The 18,573-nt window shown below is 64.7% G+C and carries 20 protein-coding genes; 1 reads left to right on the top strand and 19 read right to left on the bottom strand.

The genetic code is table 11. From position 1 onward, the window contains the following. From AYR66_RS29200 to AYR66_RS00895, 8 genes are all read right to left on the bottom strand, one after another. Positions 1–1,522: CoA-transferase (locus AYR66_RS29200; protein WP_088709540.1), on the bottom strand; the 1,522-nt coding region annotated here is incomplete at its 3' end. 8 nt (positions 1,523–1,530) lie between these two features. After that, positions 1,531–2,277: an SDR family NAD(P)-dependent oxidoreductase gene (locus AYR66_RS00925; RefSeq protein ID WP_088705941.1), complete on the bottom strand. Its 747-nt coding sequence runs from the start codon at positions 2,275–2,277 to the stop codon at positions 1,531–1,533. Positions 2,278–2,302: 25 nt separating this feature from the next. After that, a complete protein-coding gene (locus AYR66_RS00920; protein WP_088705940.1) occupies positions 2,303–3,064 on the bottom strand; it encodes an enoyl-CoA hydratase/isomerase family protein in 762 nt (253 codons plus the stop codon). Then, on the bottom strand, positions 3,057–4,682 hold the full coding sequence (locus AYR66_RS00915; RefSeq protein ID WP_088705939.1) for an AMP-binding protein: 1,626 nt from the start codon (positions 4,680–4,682) through the stop codon (positions 3,057–3,059). The genes AYR66_RS00920 and AYR66_RS00915 overlap by 8 nt, the downstream gene beginning before the upstream one ends. Then, positions 4,679–5,329, bottom strand: coding sequence for a TetR/AcrR family transcriptional regulator (locus AYR66_RS00910; protein ID WP_088709539.1), 651 nt, complete (start codon positions 5,327–5,329; stop codon positions 4,679–4,681). The genes AYR66_RS00915 and AYR66_RS00910 overlap by 4 nt, the downstream gene beginning before the upstream one ends. 91 nt (positions 5,330–5,420) lie before the next feature. Continuing rightward, entirely contained in the window at positions 5,421–5,963 is a 543-nt protein-coding gene (locus AYR66_RS00905) for a DUF2889 domain-containing protein (protein ID WP_170942026.1), read from the bottom strand. Between the two features lie 87 nt (positions 5,964–6,050). Then, positions 6,051–6,719 (bottom strand): TetR/AcrR family transcriptional regulator, encoded by a 669-nt coding sequence (locus AYR66_RS00900; RefSeq protein WP_088705937.1) that lies wholly within the window; start codon positions 6,717–6,719, stop codon positions 6,051–6,053. A gap of 71 nt (positions 6,720–6,790) precedes the next feature. Next, complete coding sequence (locus AYR66_RS00895; protein WP_088705936.1) at positions 6,791–7,735, bottom strand: hotdog domain-containing protein; 945 nt, start codon at positions 7,733–7,735, stop codon at positions 6,791–6,793. 224 nt (positions 7,736–7,959) lie between these two features. Here AYR66_RS00895 and AYR66_RS30320 point away from each other — a divergent pair, with 224 nt between their 5' ends. Next, positions 7,960–8,085, top strand: coding sequence for a hypothetical protein (locus AYR66_RS30320; RefSeq protein WP_272938317.1), 126 nt, complete (start codon positions 7,960–7,962; stop codon positions 8,083–8,085). Here AYR66_RS30320 and AYR66_RS00890 read toward each other — a convergent pair. From AYR66_RS00890 to AYR66_RS00840, 11 genes are all read right to left on the bottom strand, one after another. Continuing rightward, positions 8,082–9,053, bottom strand: a complete 972-nt coding sequence (locus AYR66_RS00890) for an NAD(P)H-quinone oxidoreductase (RefSeq protein WP_337366613.1) — start codon at positions 9,051–9,053, stop codon at positions 8,082–8,084. The genes AYR66_RS30320 and AYR66_RS00890 overlap by 4 nt on opposite strands. After that, a complete protein-coding gene (locus AYR66_RS00885) occupies positions 9,050–9,748 on the bottom strand; it encodes an SDR family NAD(P)-dependent oxidoreductase (protein ID WP_088705935.1) in 699 nt (232 codons plus the stop codon). Before AYR66_RS00885 ends, AYR66_RS00890 begins: the two co-directional genes overlap by 4 nt. 22 nt (positions 9,749–9,770) lie before the next feature. Continuing rightward, complete coding sequence (locus AYR66_RS00880; protein WP_088705934.1) at positions 9,771–10,487, bottom strand: ABC transporter ATP-binding protein; 717 nt, start codon at positions 10,485–10,487, stop codon at positions 9,771–9,773. Next, entirely contained in the window at positions 10,468–11,223 is a 756-nt protein-coding gene (locus tag AYR66_RS00875) for an ABC transporter ATP-binding protein (RefSeq protein WP_170942025.1), read from the bottom strand. Before AYR66_RS00875 ends, AYR66_RS00880 begins: the two co-directional genes overlap by 20 nt. Before the next feature lie 15 nt (positions 11,224–11,238). Then, a complete protein-coding gene (locus AYR66_RS00870) occupies positions 11,239–12,231 on the bottom strand; it encodes a branched-chain amino acid ABC transporter permease (RefSeq protein WP_088705932.1) in 993 nt (330 codons plus the stop codon). A gap of 20 nt (positions 12,232–12,251) precedes the next feature. Then, the gene (locus tag AYR66_RS00865; protein WP_088705931.1) at positions 12,252–13,136 is read right to left on the bottom strand and encodes a branched-chain amino acid ABC transporter permease; all 885 of its coding nucleotides are present in this window, start codon (positions 13,134–13,136) and stop codon (positions 12,252–12,254) included. A 57-nt stretch (positions 13,137–13,193) separates the two neighbouring features. Continuing rightward, on the bottom strand, positions 13,194–14,459 hold the full coding sequence (locus AYR66_RS00860) for an ABC transporter substrate-binding protein (RefSeq protein WP_088705930.1): 1,266 nt from the start codon (positions 14,457–14,459) through the stop codon (positions 13,194–13,196). Between the two features lie 66 nt (positions 14,460–14,525). Continuing rightward, positions 14,526–15,509, bottom strand: coding sequence for a transketolase family protein (locus tag AYR66_RS00855; RefSeq protein WP_088705929.1), 984 nt, complete (start codon positions 15,507–15,509; stop codon positions 14,526–14,528). A 1-nt stretch (position 15,510) separates the two neighbouring features. After that, positions 15,511–16,308 (bottom strand): transketolase, encoded by a 798-nt coding sequence (locus tag AYR66_RS00850; protein ID WP_234814999.1) that lies wholly within the window; start codon positions 16,306–16,308, stop codon positions 15,511–15,513. A gap of 178 nt (positions 16,309–16,486) precedes the next feature. Continuing rightward, a complete protein-coding gene (locus AYR66_RS00845; RefSeq protein ID WP_088705927.1) occupies positions 16,487–17,944 on the bottom strand; it encodes an NAD-dependent succinate-semialdehyde dehydrogenase in 1,458 nt (485 codons plus the stop codon). A 7-nt stretch (positions 17,945–17,951) separates the two neighbouring features. After that, the coding region (locus AYR66_RS00840) for a dehydroquinate synthase/iron-containing alcohol dehydrogenase family protein (protein WP_141104137.1) at positions 17,952–18,573 on the bottom strand (622 nt) is incomplete at its 5' end.

The following is an 18,573-nucleotide window of genomic DNA, read 5'->3' as shown; positions in this document are numbered from 1 at the left end:
CCGCCATCACGGCGGCAATCTGAAGGTCGCTGCCGGGTACGGCGGGCGCCAGCCAGCCGCGATCGGTCGCGACGCCGCGCAGCCGTCGCGCCGGACTGGTGACGAACGGCAGCCGATTGGCCAGCCGGCCCGGACGCAGCGGCATCACGACGAGGCAGTCGCCGCCGCCGTTGACCAGGTCATTCGCACCGCCGGAGCCGACAATCAGCCGGCCATCGGCACCGCGCGAGGAATTGATGCTGCCGTGGCGATCAAGCTGGGCGGCGGCGAGGAATACCAGCACGCGTTCGGCACGCGGTCCGGCGAGCGCGCCCAGCGTGCGCACGAAACTTGAATGCGCAAGGCTGGACAGCGCATTCGGGTAATTGAACAAGTAGGGATCGCCCTTGAACGGACGGAACCCGACCATGCCTGTCTCGGCGACGAGCTGCACCGGAATGCCTTCCGAGCGGCACACCGATTCCGCCGCCCACGCGGCGAGATGCGATACGCCGATGCCCGCAAAGAACAGGTCGTGTGTGCCGGCGCCCGCGGCCGCGATCGCTTCGCGCATCGCGATGACGGCGGCGCGCTCTTCCGCCGTCACCTCCGCGAAGGAGCTTTCGGACGCGACCGGCGGCGTCATGTCGTGCAACTGCGCGAGGCGCTCCCTGCCGAGGCGCGCGAGGTAGCCGGCGTGGTCGGTGCCGAACACCCATTCCTCCAGCCATGCGCGCATCGCCTGCGGATCGCGCGACAGGGCGCGCATCTGCTTGCGCAGCGCGTAATCTTCCGCATATGGCGCAACGCCGTCCGCCTCGTTCCACACGAACTGCGCCTGCGGATGCGCGCCGTATGGCGCTTCCACCACGGCAGTGACGCAGTGGCCGGGAAGACCCGGACGGGGCCCAAGCTTGCGCAGTTCGTCCGGCGGCACCACCTTTTCTGCGGTCACGATCACGCGGCGCGATGCGTACGCGCCCCACAGCTCCTCGGCATCCGGCCCATAGATGACCGCGTTGCCCTCGGTATCGGCCAGCGCCGCATGCACGAAGGCGACGTCCGGATTCAGCGGCGCCAGCAGCGTCGCCTGTCCCTTGCCGAACGGATCGTCAATATGGGCGCGTCCCGGTCCATCGGCGAGGTCGCTGCCGGCCAGGCTGCGCGTGGGAACGAAGGGCCAGCCGAAGGCGCCGGCCATCAGGCGCAGCGTCATCGTCAGGTTGGTCCAGTCGGGATCGCTGGTCTCATCGTCTGCAAAATGCCGGACCAGCACCTGCGACGGCGCAGGCGCCGGATAGGTGTTGCCGGCGAACGCGCTTTCCAGCGACTTCACCGCGCCGGCAGCGCACAGCGCGGTCGCGTATTCGAGCAGGCCGGTCGCCACCAGCCGCAGGCTTTTCCTGTCGCGGAACTGCCGCGCGACTTCCCACACTGCCGCGTGCGAGCGGTTGTGGGTGAATACGAAGTGAATCGTGTCGCCTGCGCGCACGTTCTCTCGGACGGCGTCGGCGAGGGTGCGCTGTTTGCTGTGCGTCGCCATGGCGTCGATCAGCCGTGCATGGTCAGGCCGCCACTGACGCTCAGCACCTGGCCGGTGATGAAGCTGCTGCGGTCGCTGGCAAAGAAGGTCACTGCGTCGGCGACTTCTTCCGGCTTGCCGAGGCGGCGGAACGGAATCGCATTGGTCAGCGCATCGCGCACCTTTTCCGGCTGCGTGGCAAACAGCGGCGTATCGGTCGGGCCGGGGCACACGCAGTTGACGTTGATGCCGTAGCGCGCCAGTTCGCGCGCCAGCGACTTGGTGAACGCGATCACGCCGCCCTTGGCGCCCGCATAGACGGTCTCGCCGCTGCTGCCGCCACGTCCCGCATCGCTGCTGATGTTGACGACCTTGCCGCTCTTGCCTTCGATCATCGGATCGAGGAAGGCGCGCGTGACCTTGACCGGGCCCATGAAGTTGATCGCCATGATCTTGTCCCAGTATTCCGGCGTGTTCTTGATGAAGGGCTCGATGATGTCCCAGCCGGCGCCGTTGACGACGATGTCGACCTTGCCCACCTGGGCATGCACCTGGTCGGCGAAGCCCTTGATTGCCTCGTCGCTGGTGATGTCGAGGAACAGCGCGTCGGCCTTGCCGCCTGCCGCGCGAATGTCGTTCGCGACCGCTTCCGCGCTGGCGGTATTGATATCGCCGATGAATACGCGCGCGCCGGCCTTGGCGAGGGCGATGCAGGTGGCGCGGCCGATGCCGGAACCGCCGCCGGTGACGATTGCTGCTTTATTGCTCAGGTCCATGCTGGTTTCTCCATTGGTTGATTGATTAGCGGCCCCGTTGCGCGAAGAATTCCTTGATGCGCGTACGTGCCTCGGTGGTGGCCATCAGGCCGTGTGTGCCTTGCAGTTCGGTTTCGAAACCGTCGGGCGACAGCGCGACGGCTTTTGCCATGCAGCGCTTGGCAACCTGGATTGCGGGCGCCGCGAATTCGGATACGCGCTTTGCGAGCGCCTCCGCTTCGCCCGGCAATACCGCCGCCGGCACCGCCCACTGCACCATGCCGAGGTCGCGCGCGGTCTTGCCATCGACGACTTCGCAGGCGAGGATGATCCGTGCCGCGACGCCGGGGCCGCACAGTCGTGTGAGGCGCTGCGTGCCGCCCGCGCCCGGGATCAGGCCGAGCTTTGCTTCCGGCAGGCCGATCTTCGCTTCGTTGGCGGCGATGCGCAGGTCGCAGGCCAGCGCGAGTTCGTAGCCGCCGCCCAGCGCGGTGCCGCCGATTTCGGCGATCGTCACGCACGGCAATGCTTCGAGGCGGTCGAACAGCCGGTGGAATCCTCGAATGTCTTTCACCATCGCGTCCGCGCCGCGCTCCATCGCAAAGCGCGTCTGCACTTGCGCGAGGTCCGCGCCAGCCGAGAAGGCTTTCTGGTCGCTGCGGATGTGCAGGACCAGCAAGTCTTTCTTTTCTGCGATGCCGTCGAGCACGCGGTTGAAACCGGCGACGAAATCATTGTTGATGGCATTCACCGGCGCTCTTTGCATCGTGACGCGCACGATGCGGCCGAGGTCTTCGACGTTAAACATGGGCCAATCCTCCCGCTAATCCCTTGAGTTCTTCACGCAATCTGTATTTCTGGATCTTTCCGCTCGGCGTGGTCGGCATTGATTCGCGCAGCACGAGGTATTCGGGCAGCTTGAAACGTGCGATGCCGCGTGCGGCCAGGAAATCCTTCATTTCATCGAAGCCCAGCGCCTTGCCCGGATGGCAGACCACCACCGCGCAACACACTTCGCCCATGCGCTCGTGCGGAATGCCGACCACCGACACGATGTGGCAGGACGGATGCTCGATCAGCACGTCTTCCACTTCGCGCGCGGAGATGTTTTGCCCGCCGCGGATGATCATGTCCTTGATGCGCCCGACGATGCGCACCGAGCCGTCCGCGCCGACGCGGGCGATGTCGCCCGAGTGATACCAGCCGTCGGCGTCGAGCGCCTTCGCCGTCAGTTCCGGTTCGCCGAGGTAGCCGATGAACGCATGCGGGCCGCGCGACAGCTGTTCGCCTTCCTGCCCTGGGGGCAGCGTGCGGCCCTGCTCGTCCACCGCGCGCACTTCGATGCCCGGGAGCGCGCGGCCGTCGGCCTGCCAGGCGCTCTCGACCGGGTCTTCCGGCCAGGTGACGGTATGCGGCGGGCTTTCGGTGGCGCCGTAGATGCTGAGCACGCGGATGCCGAGCAGATGCGCGCGGCGCACGATGACTTCCGGAATCGGCGCGCCGCCGCACAGGAAGTAGCGCAGGTCGGGCAAACGCTTGCCGCTCCTTTCCATGCTCTCCACCACGTCACCGAGGAAAGGCGTGGCGCCCATGGTCCAGGTCGCGCGGCTTTCCGCCATCTGGTCGACCGCCGCATCCCCCTTGAAGACATCGAGCAGCGACACGCTGGCTCCGTTCATCAGCGTCATCAGCACGCCGTGCATGAAGCCGCTGGTATGCGTGACCGGCGACGCCATGAAGCAGATATCCCTGTCGTCGAGGCCCAGCTTTCCGGACAGCGCGCGCTCGCCGAAGATTGCGGTGTTGTGCGTGTGCACGACTCCCTTCGGCTTCGATTCCGAGCCGGAAGTAAACAGCACCAGGCAGGGCGCGTCCGGATGGCCGTAGCTTTCTTTTTCCAGCAGAGGACCGGACAGCGCTTCGTCGAATCCGGTGCCGAGCGCGATGCTGCCTTCACCGGCGACGACGATCACCGGTTTGACAAGCAGCTCGTCGCGGATGCGGTCGAGGTGCTCGGTGTAGTCGGCGCTGCGGAATTTGCCTGGCACGACGATGGCCTTCGCGCCGGTCTTGTTCATGATGAACGCGAGGTCTTTCCAGCCGTAGGTCGGCGGCACCGGGTTGATCACCGCGCCGATCTTGAAGGTCGCATAGGTGACGACCGCGGTCTGCCACCAGTTGGGCATGTGCATCGTCACCACGTCGCCCGCGCCGACACCTTGCGCGGCGAGGAAGGCGGCGAAGCGCGACGCCTTGTCTTCCAGCGCGCGGTAGGTGATCGCGTGGCCGGTGTTGTCGCGCACCGCGATCTTGTCCGGGAAGCGCGCGGCGCTGGCTGCGATCAGCTGCCCCAGCGAGCGGTCCTGCCACTGGCCGGCGGCGTAGTAGCGATCCAGCGCGGCGGGTGAAGGTTTCAGCGTAATCATTGTTCTTTTTCTCCCCTGCAGTGCGCCCATCCCTTGGGCGTGAGCATCGCGTTCAGGAACAGGTCGAGGCCTTCTTCGGTGTATTCGGCCAGTGAGGTGAATTGCCGGAAGCGCCACGCCTTCAGCGCCCAGCCGTGCGCGAGCAGTACGATCCGGTAGGCGGCCAGCTCGACATTGATTTTGCGGAAATAGCCGGCGGCGATTGCGTCTTCGATGCACCTCGTCAGGAGCTGGTTGGTCTTGAGCTCCATCTGCTTGATGGCGGCCTGTTGCTCCGCGCCGAGCGACTTGGTTTCGCGATACGCCAGCAGCGTCGCATCCGGCCTTGCGCCGACCACCTTGCAATAGGCACGGACCGCCGCGCAGAAGCGCTGGACCGGATCGGTAACGTCTTCCAGCGCTTTCGGGATTTCACGCGCATAGGACTCGAGCACGCTTTGCAGCACCAGGAAGAGCACGTCTTCCTTGCTCTTGACGTAGGAGTAGATCAATCCGGCGCTGACGCCGGCAAGCTGGGCGATTTCCTTGACCGTGGTCTTGTGGAAGCCGTTCTGCCCGTACAGCTCGGTTGCGGCAGCAACGACCTGCTGCCGCCGCCGTTCGACGAGTTCAGTGTCGTCGACACTGCTGAATACCTCTGAAGACATTGCGCTTTCCTTTTTGAATGAACAGTCATTCATTTACGGATTCAAAAAAAATCGACGGGTAAATGCACCGCCGATCGGTCTTCAATGCTGCCTAACTTTGTTCAACTTCCTGCTTTTCGTCGGTGTGAGCATGGAATGCTTCTCCACCGCGCCGCCAGGCGACACAACTGTCCACCAGCGACATCTGCGGCCCCTTCTGCTCCACCTGCCCCGCCTGCTGCTCCCGTGCGGAGATCGCCGTCTGGATCGCCGTGGTCGCTACCGGCCCGACCAGTTCAGTCAGGTGGGTGCAACCCTGCACGCCTCGAAAGCGCTCCCTGGCCGCAGCCAGGAATCCGGGGCCGATGACCAGCCCTTCCAGCGCCGCATACGCCTTCCCGGCCGAACGGCATTCACCATGCGGGCTGTGCTCGGTGCGCGCGCCGGCTTCGACGATGCGCATCTCCTCGTCCACCGTGATCCGCAAACGCATCCCGTGCAGCGTCTCCCCGGCCGGCACCAGCACCACGCGCCGCTTGTCCATGCAATCGACACCGCGCACATCTTCCAGATGACCTTCGACCTCGAACAGGCCGTCATCGCGCAAGTAGCCCTTGCAAGTCACCTGCCGGGTATGGATCAATTGACGTGCCACGAAATCGTTACCTCGCATCGTTGAATGAACAGTCATTCATTTACAAACAGATTAAGCGAGGCGCAATTGGATGTCAAGCACCTGCGTTTATTTGGTGTTTACCGCCCGCCCTGGCATCCCGCGGAAGTGGTTCCAGCCCGCGTCGGTCATCATCGCATGCAGGAACATGTCGATTTCCTCCGCGATGTACTCGTCCAGCGAGACGATCTCCCGGAAACGCCATGCCTTGAGCGCCCAGCCGTGCGCGAGCAGCACGATGCGGTAGGTGAGCAGTTCCAGGTTCTTTGCCGGGCGGAAGTAGCCGGCGCGGATGCACGCGTCGATGCAATCCGAGATCAGCCGGTTGCTGGCCAGCTCCATGTCCTTGATCGCCGCCTTCTGTTCGCTGCTGAGCGACTTGGTCTCGCGGTAGGCCAACAGCGTTGCATCAGGCTTGGCGGCGACCACTTCGCAATAAGTCCGCACCGCCGTGCAGAAGCGCTGGAGCGGATCGGTCATGCCTTCGAGCGCCTTCGGGATTTCGCGCGCATAGCCTTCCAGCACGCTCTGCAGCACCAGGAAAAGGATGTCTTCCTTGGTCTTCACATACGCATAGATCAGCCCGGCGCTTACACCGGCGCGCTGCGCGATTTCCTTGATCGTGGTGGTGTGGAAGCCGTTCCGCCCGAACAGTTCGCTCGCCGCGGCAACGAATTGCTCGCGGCGTTTTTCGACGAGCTTCTCGTCGTCGACGCTCGTATACACCTTCGGGGGCATGCCCTCTCCTTCCAAGCCGCATAAAAACGCTCAATTCTAATCCGGCTTGGACATCGGGAACAGCTTGGCGCCTATGACAGCGCGGCGTGCGTCGTCATTGCATCCAGGATTTGCCTGTCTTCCGCGAATACTTCCGTGCGCACCATCGCGGTATGCCGGCCGCAATGCACGACACGCGAACGGGCACGCATTTCCTGCCCTTCACCCGGACGCATGAAGCTGGCCGACAGGCCGGTCAGCGCCCAGTTCCCGTCCAGCGCGGCATGCGCATTGACTGCCGCCAGGCCGAGCAGGACGCCGCCCTGCAGGTGGCCGACGCGGTTGCCGATGTGCGGACCGTTGGGCATCGTGGTCGTCGTACCGCCCTCGTCGCGCACCGTGCGATAGGCGAGAAAGCGTCGGATGAAGCTGTCCGCGCAGTCCGGCGCTGCGAGCAGTGCATCCGCGCGCGCCAGGATTGCGCATTCTTCGTCATCGAGCGTGGCGGGCAAATCAACCTGCAATTCATCGCGTGTGCGCCATGGAAAAGGCGGCAGCACTTTCCCGCCTGGCGCGGGCACGACCATGAAGACGCCGCTCGCGCGGCAAATCAGTTCCCCGCCCTGCCGGACCGTCACGCTGCTCAACGCATGCTGGCCGGGGGCGCCGCGAACGTATCCGTCGCAGGTAGCGGTAGCTTCGAGCGGCGCCTTCGGCGCGACGCCGCTGAACTGCAGCTGCATGCCGGTAGTGGCCAGCCGCACAGTAGGATGGATGCGCGCGCGGATGCTGGCGCCCATCGCCACATCCGCAAGTAGCGCGAGGGCGCCGATGTGCAGCGAACCATCCGCGTCGGCGGTATGGACGCCCGGATCCATCTGGACGATCGCGCCGTCCGGCCCGACCTTTTCAAACATCGTGCCGAAGAAGTTACCCGCAAAGTGATAACCCGGGACGCGGTTGCGCGCGATGGCGCGCAGGATTTCTTCGCGTATTCGGCGCCGCGCGGCTGCGTTCTCGATTTCCATCTTTTCCATCGTCGTTGCAATCAGGACTGCGATGCGTCACACGATATACCGGAGACGATATTCCGGGTGCGCTTTTTGGGGAACGGTGCGTTCACCGCATCTCGAACAGCTCACTGGTGAAAGTGATCCCATGCCGGCCGGTTCGCCCTGAAGTCCTCACGAAGTGGCTTTCTGAATTTCGCTGGCCCGCAGAACCAGACGCTCATGTGCGCCCGGTCGGCAGGAGAGAACGGATGCGCGCGCCTATCCAGATCTGGCGCGACTGCCTGGCCTGGGAATCGAAGCAGCTGTACGGCCCTTGTTTTCGCATGATGGATGACATGATCAACCAAATCGTGCCATCCGCATGGCCGGGCTAGATCCGCATCACCACCTTCCCGATCAGCTTGCCCTCCTCCATCAGCCGATGGGCCTCGGCCGCCTCTTCCAGCGCGAGGACACGGTCAACCCTCGGCAGGCATTTCCCCGCAGCCAGCAAAGGCCACACCTGTTTCTCCAGCCCGGCCAGCAACGCCGCCTTGTTTTCCACGCTGCGCGCCCGCAGCGTGGATCCGGTGACGGTGAGGCGCTTGAGCATGATGGGGGCAAGGTCGATGTCCATGCGGCTGCCTTCAAGGAAGGATATCTGGACCAGGGTTCCTTCCAGTGCTAATGCCGCGAGGTTCCTTTCCACATAACCGCCGCCGACCATGTCGAGGATCACGTCCACGCCCTTGCCGTCCGTGCGCTCGGCAATCACCTTGCCGAAATCGTCCGTGCGGTAGTTGATCGCCGCCTCTACGCCGAGTTGCGTGCAGAACGCAGCCTTTTCCGGCGTGCCGACCGTGGTGAAGACCCGCGCCCCGAACGCCCGCGCAAGCTGGATCGCGGTAATGCCGATGCCGCTCGAACCGCCGTGGACAAGAATCGAACGGCCTTCGCGCACGGCGCCGTTGACGAACAGGTTGGCCCAGACTGTCGCGTAGGTTTCAGGCAGCGCGGCGGCCTGTTCCAGGCTCAAACCTTGCGGCACCGGCAGGCAGTGCGATTCGTGGTTCACGCAGAATTCCGCATAGCCACCGCCGTGCGTCAGCGCGCAGACCTTGTCTCCGGGCCGCCAGCGCGTGACCGCCTCGCCAACTTTTTCAATCGTCCCGGACACTTCGAGGCCGAGATACGGGCAGGCATCCGGCGGCGGGTTGTAGCGGCCCTGACGCTGCAGCACATCGGGCCGGTTGACGCCGGCGTAAGCGACCCGGATCAGCACTTCATGCGGACCGGGGACGGGAACCGGCCGTTCGGCAAGCCTGAGCGTGCCATCGATGGTGTGGTCGATGTACTTCATCATGCGATCCCGAATCCGCCGTCCACGGGCAGGACGACTCCGGTGATGTAGGACGCATCGTCGGAACACAGGAAGCGGACCGCGCGCGCGACGTCCTCGGGCTTCCCCCAGCGCTTCATCGGCAGGCGGGCCATGATGGCTGTAGCGCGCTCGGGGTTATCCAGCGCGCCAGACGACAGCTTGGTCCGGATCCAGCCCGGCGCCACCGCGTTGACGCGGATGCCCTCCTCGGCCAGCGCCACCGCATGGGAGCGCGTGAGCGCCGTGATCCCCGCCTTGCTGGCGGAGTAGGACGGATTGCGCGGCGAGCCGAACTGGCTCCACATCGATGCCACGTTGACGATCGCGCCCTTCGACGCGGCCAGTCGTTCGCGCGCGACCATCGACACGATATGCGCGCCGGTGAGGTTGACGTCGAGCACTTTGCGGAAGCCGTCTGCCGAGAACTCCTTTCCTTCGTGCAGGATGATGCCCGCGCCGTTGACCACGACATCGATGCGTTCGAGGCCTGCGAGCGCGGCCCTCACCGCTTCTTCCGACGTGACGTCAAGCTTCCGGAACTCCAACCCTTCGCCAAGGTCGCCATCGGCGTCCATGCCTAGGCATACCACCCGCATGCCGGATGCGGCGAAGGCTTCCGCCGATGCGCGGCCGATGCCGGTGCCGCCGCCCGTAATGATTGCTATACGTTTGCTCATGTCCTGCCCTTTCAATGTTCGTTCAGATACCAAGATAGGTCGAGCGCAGGTGCGGGTTGTGCAGCAGTTCGCTGCCCGTGCCTTCCATCGCGATCGTCCCGTTTTCCACGACATAGCCGTGGTCCGCCATTTCCAGCACCTGGTTCACGTTCTGTTCAATGACCAGGATCGCGAGGTCCCTGTGCTTCAGCGCGCGAATACTGTCGAACAAGCGGTCCACCATGATCGGCGCGAGGCCGAGCGACGGCTCGTCGAGCGCCAGCACCGCCGGCATCGCCATCAGCGCGCGCCCTACCGCGAGCATTTGCTGCTGTCCGCCCGACAGCGTCGACGCGGGTTGCGCCTTGCGCTCTTCCAGGATCGGAAACAGGTCGAATACTTCCCGCAGCGTCTGGCTGCGCCGTGCCTTCGCGCGCGGATTCGTCGCGCCGATCAGCAGGTTCTCGTGGATGGACATCTCGAGGAACAGCTGCTTGCCTTCCGGCGACTGCACGAATCCCTCTGCCACCACCGCGTGCGGCGGCAGCCCATCAATCGACTTGCCGTTCAGCGCGATCGATCCGCGCGTGCGCCGGAGCAAACCGGACACGGTGCGCAGGAAGGTCGTCTTGCCCGCGCCGTTGGCGCCGATTAGCGCGGTGATCGAGCGTGGCTGCAACACCAGGTCGATCCCGCGCAGCACCTGCTGCTCCCCGTACCCGGACCAGATATCGCGCGCCTCAAGCACTGGCACTGGCATATTCATCTCCGCTGACATAAGCTTCTCCAAAGTAAGCCTTCAACACTTCCGGCATGCGCACCACCTCGGATGGAACGCCGTTGGCGATCAGGCGGCCCTGCTCCATCACGATTACGCGGTCGGACAGGCCCATGATCACTTTCATCACGTGTTCCACGATGAGGACCGTGACGCCGCGGTCGCGTACCCGTTTCACAAGGTCCACCATTTCGCCCGCCTCGCATGGCGTAGCACCGGCAACGACTTCGTCCATCAGCAGCAGGCGTGGTTTGGTGGCAAGCGCGCGACCCAGTTCCAGCTTGCGCTTGTCGAACGCCGTCAGGTCGTTGGCATCGATATCGGCCTTGTCCGCCATGCCAAGGAAGTCGAGCACCGCATGGGCTTCGTCCTGCGCGGCTGTGCGCGACCGGGCCTGCGCGAATGCGCCAACCATGACGTTTTCCAGCGCGGACAATCCGCCGAACGGTTTCGACAGCTGGAAGGTGCGTGCAATGCCGGCGCTGCATACCTGGTACGGCAGCATCCCCCGGATCTGTTTTCCCTCGAAGCGGATGTCGCCTTCGTCCGCCTGGAAGAAACCGGCAATCAGGTTGAAGGCGGTGGTCTTGCCGGCGCCGTTCGGCCCCAGCAAGCCGAGGATTTCTCCTTCCGCGATGTCGAACGACAAATTGCTGACCGCCTGCAGTCCGCCGAAGCGCTTCGAGATCGATTTGACTTCAAGAATTTTCCTGCTCACGTTGCTCTCCATTTCTCAGCGCTTCGATTTCCCCGAACGCTGCAGCCAGCGTTCGATCGGGACGATCACCCCTTTGGGGAAGTACAGGACCGCGATGATCAGCACCACGCCGTAGATCACGAGGTGTAGCCCGAGGAAGCGGCCGCCGAGGTAGGAGCGGGTGAGTTCGGCCAGCGGGTGCAGGATGAGCGCGCCCAGCACCGGACCGAGCACCGTGCCCTGCCCGCCGACGATCGACATGATGGCGGTGTCGATGGACAGGTCCAGGCCCATGTTGCGTTCCGGGTTGATGTAGCGGAAGAACTGCGCATAGAACGCGCCGCCCAGCCCGGTCATGAACGCGCTGATGGCGAGCGCGGCGAGCGAGTACCGGGTCGGGTTGATGCCGAGCGCTTCCGCGCCGTTGCGGTCGCCGCGAATCGCCTTCAGGTAATACCCGAGGCGGGAACGCTCAAGGAAGATGGTGGCCGCCAGCATCACCACCAGCAGCGCCAGCGCGATGTAGTAGTAGGCCTGCTTGCCGTCGAACTGGAATACCTGCCATCCCAGCGCCGACGGTGGCACCACCAGCCCTTGCGCGCCCTTGAGCGGAATGCCGAGGAACTCGTCGGTGTTCTCCAGCCAGATGCGCACGATCTCCGCGAAGGCGATCGTGGTCAGCGTAAAGTACGGCCCCTTCAGCTTGAAGGTCGGGTAGCCGATGAAGGTGGACAGGATGGCGGCGATCCCGCCGCCCACCAGCATGCCGGCCCACGGCGACAGTCCGGCGCCGGTGAACAGCAGGACGGTGGCGTAACCGGCCACGCCGGCGAACACCGAATGCCCCAGCGACATCTGCCCAACATAGCCGCACACAAAATTCCATGCCGACGCCATGTAGGCAAAGTAGATGATCATGGTGAGCGAATGCAGCGTGTAGGCATCCTTCACCAGCAGCGGGACCGCTGTCGCAAGCGCCAGCAGCGGCAGGCCGAGCAGCGTGGTCGCGTTTTTCGTTTTCAGCTTCATGATGTGCTCCTCCTGCAGACTTATTTGCGTCCCAACAGACCGTTCGGCCGCACGAGGAGCACGGCAATGAACAGGCAGAAGGAAAAGACGGATGCCGATGTCGCGGTGACAAACTGCGACGCCACCGACTCGAACACGCCGAGGAGGATGCCGCCGAGCAGCGAACCGGGAATTGACCCGATGCCGCCAAGGACGACGACCAGGAAAGACTTGATGCCGAAGCCCAGGCCGGTGGTCGGCGTGATCGACAGGAAGGGCACCAGCAGCGCGCCGAACAGGCCGAGGATGCCGGCGCCGATGCCGAAGGTGATGTTGTAGATCTTGCCGACGTGGATGCCGGACAATGCCGCCGCATCGCGGTTCTGCGCGGTCGCACGGATCGCGCGCCCCATGTCGGTATGCCGCAACCAGTAGGCGAGCCCGCCGGCGAGCAGCAGCGCCGACAGGCAGCCGATCATGCGCGGGATGTTGACCGGCAGCGACAGCAGGCTGATCGAGCCGCTAGCGAACTCGGTGCTGACCGAACGCACATCCGGGCCGAAGGTCATCAGCACGCTGTTGTCGAGCACCAGGAACACGCCGGTGGTAAGCAGCAGCGCGCCGAGCGGTTCGACCACCATTGCCGCCTCGCGCTTGAACAGCGGGGCGATGATGACCGCCTGCGTGAAGTAGCCGAACGCGAACAGCAGCGGCACGGTGACCACCGCGCCCGCATACGGATGAATGCCGAACGCGGTCCACAATGCATAACTTGCGTACATCGCGAGCATGAGGAAGGAACCGTGCGCGAAGTTGATTACTCGCAGCACGCCGAATATCAGGCTGAGACCTAAGGCGACACCGCCATAGATGCCGCCCAGGAGGACGCCGTTGATGACGGCGTATATCAGGATGATTGGGTCCATGATCTGAATACCTGGTGAAGCCCGGCAAGCAGCTTGTGCGGATTGCCGGACGGGTGATTACTTGGACGGGTTCGGCAGCGGCCAGACGGGACGCACGTCCGCCAGGCGGTTTTCAGCCGGCCAGACGGTGCGGCGCTCGCCGCCCAGGTTCTGCGAAATGACGCCGTGGGCGAAGGTGTTCTGGCCCTGGTTGTCGAACTTGATGCGCTGGTAGCCGGTGACCAGTGCGGGACCGCTGGAGATGTCGGTCGCCGCCAGCGCATCGCGCAGCTTTTCCTTGTCGATCGAGGCCGCGCGTTCCAGCACGTCCTTCAGGATGTAGACGTTGGACACGCCTTGCGCGCCGTAGGAATTGAGCCCGTATCCCATCGTCGCCTTGAACTTGCTGTCGGCCGCCGTCAGGACCGGATCCTTCGATGCCCGCATGATGTCGACCTGGAAGTCGTCCTGCACGAACATGTACTGCACGGCTTGCTGCGGCAATGCCTTGTAGAAGCTCGGGTCTTCCGAACCGCCGCCGACCGAATGCACGCCGAACGGAACATGCAGGCGGCTTTCCGTGAACTGGCGCGTGAAGAGGATGTGGTCCGGCGTGTAGGCGACCACGATCAGCGCATCCGGTTTGGTGGCGCGGATCTTCAGCAGCTGCGCGGAAAAGTCGGCCTGGTTGGGCGGATACGACTCGTCCAGCGCGACGCTGTAGCCGCGGTCCTTGACCAGCTTCTTGATGTTGGCGGCGTGCGAACGGCCCCAGTCCGTCCCCTCATAGAACAGGCCGATGGTTTTAGGGCCCTTGCCGGTTTCCTTCTTCAGCAGGTCGATCGCGTCGAGCTGTTCGCGCGCGTCGTAGATCGCCTTGTTGTTCGGGCGGAAAACATATTTGAAGCCGCGTTCCGTGATTTCATCCTTGACCGCGCCTGTCACCAGCCACGGCGTCTTGTAGCGCTCGGCCAGCTCGGTTGCCGGGAAGGTCACCGCGCTGTTGTAGGCGCCGACGATCACGGCGACGTTTTCGCGCTGGATCAAGCGTTCGGTTTCCGCGACGCCGACGTCGGGCTTGGACTGGGTGTCGGCGAAGATGAGTTTCAGCTTCGCGCCGCCGAGGGCCTTGATGCCGCCCGACGCATTGATCTGTTCGGCGGCGATTTCCGCGCCCGCCTTGGTCTGGTTGCCGATGGTGGCCGAGCCGCCGGACAAGGGCAGCAGGAAGCCGACCGGCACTTCCCTGGCTTGCGCCAGGGCGGAGCCGGCCTGTGTGGCGACTGCGAATGCAGCGATGGATGCAAGGGCACGCCAGCAGCGTGAGGAAAACGGCAGGTTCATCGTAAGTCTCCTGTTGGTTTGATATGCCCCGGATTGCATGCCGGGGCGCATGGGGTCCCGGTTCGTTTAAACGCGGCGCAGCGCTTCTTCCGCCACCGCGCAAATGCCGGCGGTGTCGAGCTTGTAATGGGCGTACAGGTGCGTCGGCGGTGCGATCAGGCTGTACTCGTCCTTGATGCCGTGGCGGATCAGGCGCACGCCGCATCCTTCCTCGGTCAGCACTTCCGCAACCGCGCCGCCGAGGCCGCCTAGCACGTTGTGCTCCTCCACAGTCATCAGCAGCCGCGAGCGCTTTGCGGCGCGCAGCACCGCGTCGCGGTCGAGCGGCTTGACGGTCGCCATGTCGATCATGCCGACCGAGTAGCCGGCCGCCTTGAGCAGGCGGGACGCTTCCAGCGCCGGATGCACGGTCGAGCCGCAGGCGATGATGGTCATCTGTTCGCCCTGGCTGTGTTCGATCGCCTTGCCGAATTCAAAGGGCACGCCGTCCTCGTACACCACCGGCTCGCGCCCGCGGCCGATGCGGAAGTAAATCGGTTCGGGATAATTGGCGGAGGCCTTGATCGCAGCGACCAGCTGCGGACCGTCGGCCGGCGCGACCACCGTCAGGTCGGCGATCGAGCGCATGATCGCGAGGTCTTCGGTGGCGTGGTGCGAGGTGCCGTAGAAGCCGAGCGAAATGCCGGTGTGGTGGCCGATCAGGCGCACCGGCAAGCCGCAGTAGGCGACATCCATGCGGATCTGTTCGCAGCAGAGCAACGCGAGGAAGGACGCGAAGGTAGCGACATACGGCATGCAGCCGGTGGCCGCCATGCCGGCGGCGGCGGTCACCATGTTTTGCTCGGAAATGCCGAACTGCGTATAGCGCTCGGGGAAGCGTTCCGCGAAGCGCACCAGGCCGTTGGAATACTGCAGGTCGGCGGAACCGGCGACGACCGGATGGCCCGCTTCGGCCAGTGCGATCAGGCCGTCCGACAGGTAGGACAGGCCGGGCGTGATGGCGTTGAGCCCGCGGTACTGCCAGGAGTCTTTGGAAAGCGGTTGGTTCATGTCAGATCTCCTGTCCCTTGATTTCTTCGATCGCGCGTTGCGCGTCGTCCGGCGCGAGGTAGCCGAGGTGCCAGCCCGGCTCGGTTTCCATGTACTTCACGCCCTTGCCCTTCACGGTTTTCGCGATCACGCAGACCGGTTGCGTGCGGCTGTCGTCGGCGCGCAGCTTGCGCAGCAGCGCGGTGAGCGCGGCGATGCTGTGGCCGTCGACGGTGTGCACTTCCCAGCCGAATGCTTTCCACTTCTGGTCCAGCGGCTCGATGCCCATCACGTCGTCGACGGCGCCGTCGAGCTGGTAGCCGTTGCGGTCGACAATCGCAATCAGGCGGTTGGCGCGGTGATGCGCGGCGGCGATGGCCGCTTCCCAGACCTGGCCTTCCTGCATTTCGCCGTCGCCGAGCATCACGAAGGTGGTGAAGTCCTGTTTCAGGAAGCGTCCCGCCAGCGCCATGCCAAGGCCGGCCGACAGCGCATGGCCGATGGAACCGGAACTGAAATCGATGCCCGGCACCTTGCGCATGTCCGGGTGGTCGCCAAGCGGACTGCCGAGGCGCGTGTAGTCATCGAGCCAGCTCTTCGGGAAGAACTCGAGGTCGGCCAGCACCGGGAACAGGCCGACGGCCGCATGTCCCTTGCCCATCAGGAAGCGGTCGCGCATTTCCCATGCGGGTTGCCCGCGGCGCAGGTTCATCACGTCGTAGTACAGCGCCGAAAAGATTTCCGCCGCCGAGAACACCGAGGTGTAGTGCCCGGTCTTGGCGATCTCGATCAGGCGGATCGTCTCGAGCCGGATGAACATGGCCTTCTCCCGCAGGAAGCCGACCTGCTCCGGCGTCAGGTCAAAGCTGTGGCGAGCTGCGGTGGATGCCAGGGAAACGGCGCTGTTCATTTGGAGCCTCCCAGTCGCCGCTGCAATGATATATATCGCATATGATATATCCTTTGTTAGAAAAAAAATGAAGTCCTTGGTCTGGCCATCAAGCCATCCCGCCGACACAGACGTATTTCAACTCCATGTACTCATCGAGGCCGTGGCGCGATCCTTCGCGTCCGAGCCCGGATTCCTTGATGCCGCCGAAGGGAGCCATTTCGTTGGAGATCAAGCCTTCGTTCAGGCCGACCATCCCGTATTCGAGCCGCTCCGATACGCGCCAGCTGCGCTGCAGGTCGCGCGTGTAAAAGTACGCGGCCAGGCCGTAGGGCGTGTCATTCGCCAGGCGGATCGCCTCTTCTTCGGTGGAGAAGCGGATGAGTGGTGCCACCGGGCCGAAGATTTCTTCCTGCGCGACGCGCATTTCCGGCCTGACGTCCGCCAGCACCGTCGCCTGGTACAGGCTGGTGGCGCCGGGCACGTAATCACCTCCCGCAAGCACGGATGCCCCATCGGCGACTGCCTCCTCGACCAACTGGTGGGTGTTCCCCGCGGCGCGCGCATGGATCAGCGGCCCGAGGTTGACGCCATTTTCCCGGCCATCGCCCGGCTTGAGCGCGTTGGCAGCCTGCGCGAGGCGTCGCGCGAATTCGTCGTAAATGCCGTCCTGCACCAGGAAGCGGTTCGCGCACACACAGGTCTGGCCGGCGTTGCGGTATTTCGATGCGACGGCGCCGCGCACGGCGGCATCGATGTCGGCGTCGTCGAATACGATGAAGGGCGCATTGCCGCCGAGTTCGAGCGACAGCTTCTTGACGGTGCCCGCGCACTGCGCCATCAGCTGCTTGCCGACGCGTGTCGATCCGGTGAAGGTGAGCTTGCGCACCGCCGGATTGCCGGTCAGTTCCTCGCCGACACCGCCGGAACGCTCGGCGGTCACCACATTGAATACGCCCGGCGGAATCCCCGCCCGCTCGGCCAGCGCCGCCAGCGCCAGCGCGGACAAGGGCGTCTCGCTCGCCGGCTTGAGCACCATCGTGCAGCCCGCCGCCAGCGCGGGTGCAGCCTTGCGCGTGATCATCGCGACCGGGAAGTTCCACGGTGTGATCGCGGCGACCACACCGACCGGCTGCTTCATCACCACCAGGCGGCGGTCTTCGGTCGGTGCCGGCACCAGCTCGCCGTAGGCGCGCTTGGCCTCTTCGGCAAACCATTCGATGAACGAAGCGCCGTACATTACTTCTCCCCTTGCCTCGGCCAGCGGCTTTCCCTGCTCGCAGGTCATCAGCAGCGCGAGGTCATCCTGGTGGGCGATCACGAGCTCGTACCATTTGCGCAGCAGGCCGGCACGGTGCTTGGCGCTGCGCGCGCTCCACGCGGCCAGCGCCCGTTGCGCGGCGTCGATCGCGCGCCGTGTTTCGCCCGCGCCCATGCCGGGCACGCTGGCCACGAGGCTGTTGTCGATTGGATTGGTGACATTGAAGCGGCCGCCGTTGTCGGCGCCGACCCACGCGCCGTCGATGAAGGCCTGCTCCTTCAGGAGCGTCATATCGGAGAGTTTCATGGATGTCCTAGTGAGTGAGTGCCGCGTTGCGCCGTTCGACGGCGTGCATGGCGGCGACGAGTTCCTTGGCGTCGAGGGTGCGTTCGAAATTGCGTGCGTGCGGTGCGGCCAGTGTCAACGCCGCCGCTTCGGCGAGTTCCTGCGGCGCCGGGTCCGGCAAGCCGAGGTCGGCCAGGCTGCGCGGCAGGCCAGTGCGACGATAGAAATCGTCGAGCTCATCGAGCATGCCGTCGCGCCCGGAAGAAAGTTCGGCCTGCACCAGCAATCCATAGGCAACCTGCAATCCGTGCGGCGCGCGCTTCACCCCACGCAGCACCGAGAGACCGCGCGTGAGCGCATGCGCGATCGACAGGCCGCCGCTCTCGAAACCCAGCCCCGACATCAGGATCACCGCCTCGATCACGCGTTCGAACGCAGGCGTCGTCTCGCCCGTGCCAGCCGCTGCCAGCGCCTCTTCCGCATCGCGCAGCAGGGTGCGGTAACAGGCGTCGGCCAGCACGCCCGCGGATGCCAGCGGACGGGCGCGGAACATGTTCAGGCCGCCGGCCGCGCGGGCGCATTGCTCCGCCTCGAATTTCTTCGAGATCGCATCGCCGATCCCGGCGCGCAGCAATGAAGCTGGTGCCTTG

The sequence above is a fragment of the Noviherbaspirillum denitrificans genome, assembly GCF_002211445.1.
Lineage (GTDB): Bacteria > Pseudomonadota > Gammaproteobacteria > Burkholderiales > Burkholderiaceae_D > Noviherbaspirillum > Noviherbaspirillum denitrificans.
The sequence above is the reverse complement of the archived record's forward strand: the minus strand, read 5'-3'. Positions and strand labels throughout refer to the sequence as shown.

Coding starts and splice junctions, on each gene's coding strand:
- AYR66_RS00915 (WP_088705939.1), bottom strand. CDS start 4,682: ATGATTACGCTGAAACCTTCACCCGCCGCGCTGGATCGCTACTACGCC.
- AYR66_RS00860 (WP_088705930.1), bottom strand. CDS start 14,459: ATGAACCTGCCGTTTTCCTCACGCTGCTGGCGTGCCCTTGCATCCATC.
- AYR66_RS00925 (WP_088705941.1), bottom strand. CDS start 2,277: ATGGACCTGAGCAATAAAGCAGCAATCGTCACCGGCGGCGGTTCCGGC.
- AYR66_RS00865 (WP_088705931.1), bottom strand. CDS start 13,136: ATGGACCCAATCATCCTGATATACGCCGTCATCAACGGCGTCCTCCTG.
- AYR66_RS00890 (WP_337366613.1), bottom strand. CDS start 9,053: ATGATGAAGTACATCGACCACACCATCGATGGCACGCTCAGGCTTGCC.
- AYR66_RS00885 (WP_088705935.1), bottom strand. CDS start 9,748: ATGAGCAAACGTATAGCAATCATTACGGGCGGCGGCACCGGCATCGGC.
- AYR66_RS00855 (WP_088705929.1), bottom strand. CDS start 15,509: ATGAACCAACCGCTTTCCAAAGACTCCTGGCAGTACCGCGGGCTCAAC.
- AYR66_RS00910 (WP_088709539.1), bottom strand. CDS start 5,329: ATGTCTTCAGAGGTATTCAGCAGTGTCGACGACACTGAACTCGTCGAA.
- AYR66_RS00845 (WP_088705927.1), bottom strand. CDS start 17,944: ATGAAACTCTCCGATATGACGCTCCTGAAGGAGCAGGCCTTCATCGAC.
- AYR66_RS00880 (WP_088705934.1), bottom strand. CDS start 10,487: ATGCCAGTGCCAGTGCTTGAGGCGCGCGATATCTGGTCCGGGTACGGG.
- AYR66_RS00870 (WP_088705932.1), bottom strand. CDS start 12,231: ATGAAGCTGAAAACGAAAAACGCGACCACGCTGCTCGGCCTGCCGCTG.
- AYR66_RS00895 (WP_088705936.1), bottom strand. CDS start 7,735: ATGGAAAAGATGGAAATCGAGAACGCAGCCGCGCGGCGCCGAATACGC.
- AYR66_RS00900 (WP_088705937.1), bottom strand. CDS start 6,719: ATGCCCCCGAAGGTGTATACGAGCGTCGACGACGAGAAGCTCGTCGAA.
- AYR66_RS30320 (WP_272938317.1), top strand. CDS start 7,960: ATGCGCGCGCCTATCCAGATCTGGCGCGACTGCCTGGCCTGGGAATCG.
- AYR66_RS00850 (WP_234814999.1), bottom strand. CDS start 16,308: ATGTTCATCCGGCTCGAGACGATCCGCCTGATCGAGATCGCCAAGACC.
- AYR66_RS00920 (WP_088705940.1), bottom strand. CDS start 3,064: ATGTTTAACGTCGAAGACCTCGGCCGCATCGTGCGCGTCACGATGCAA.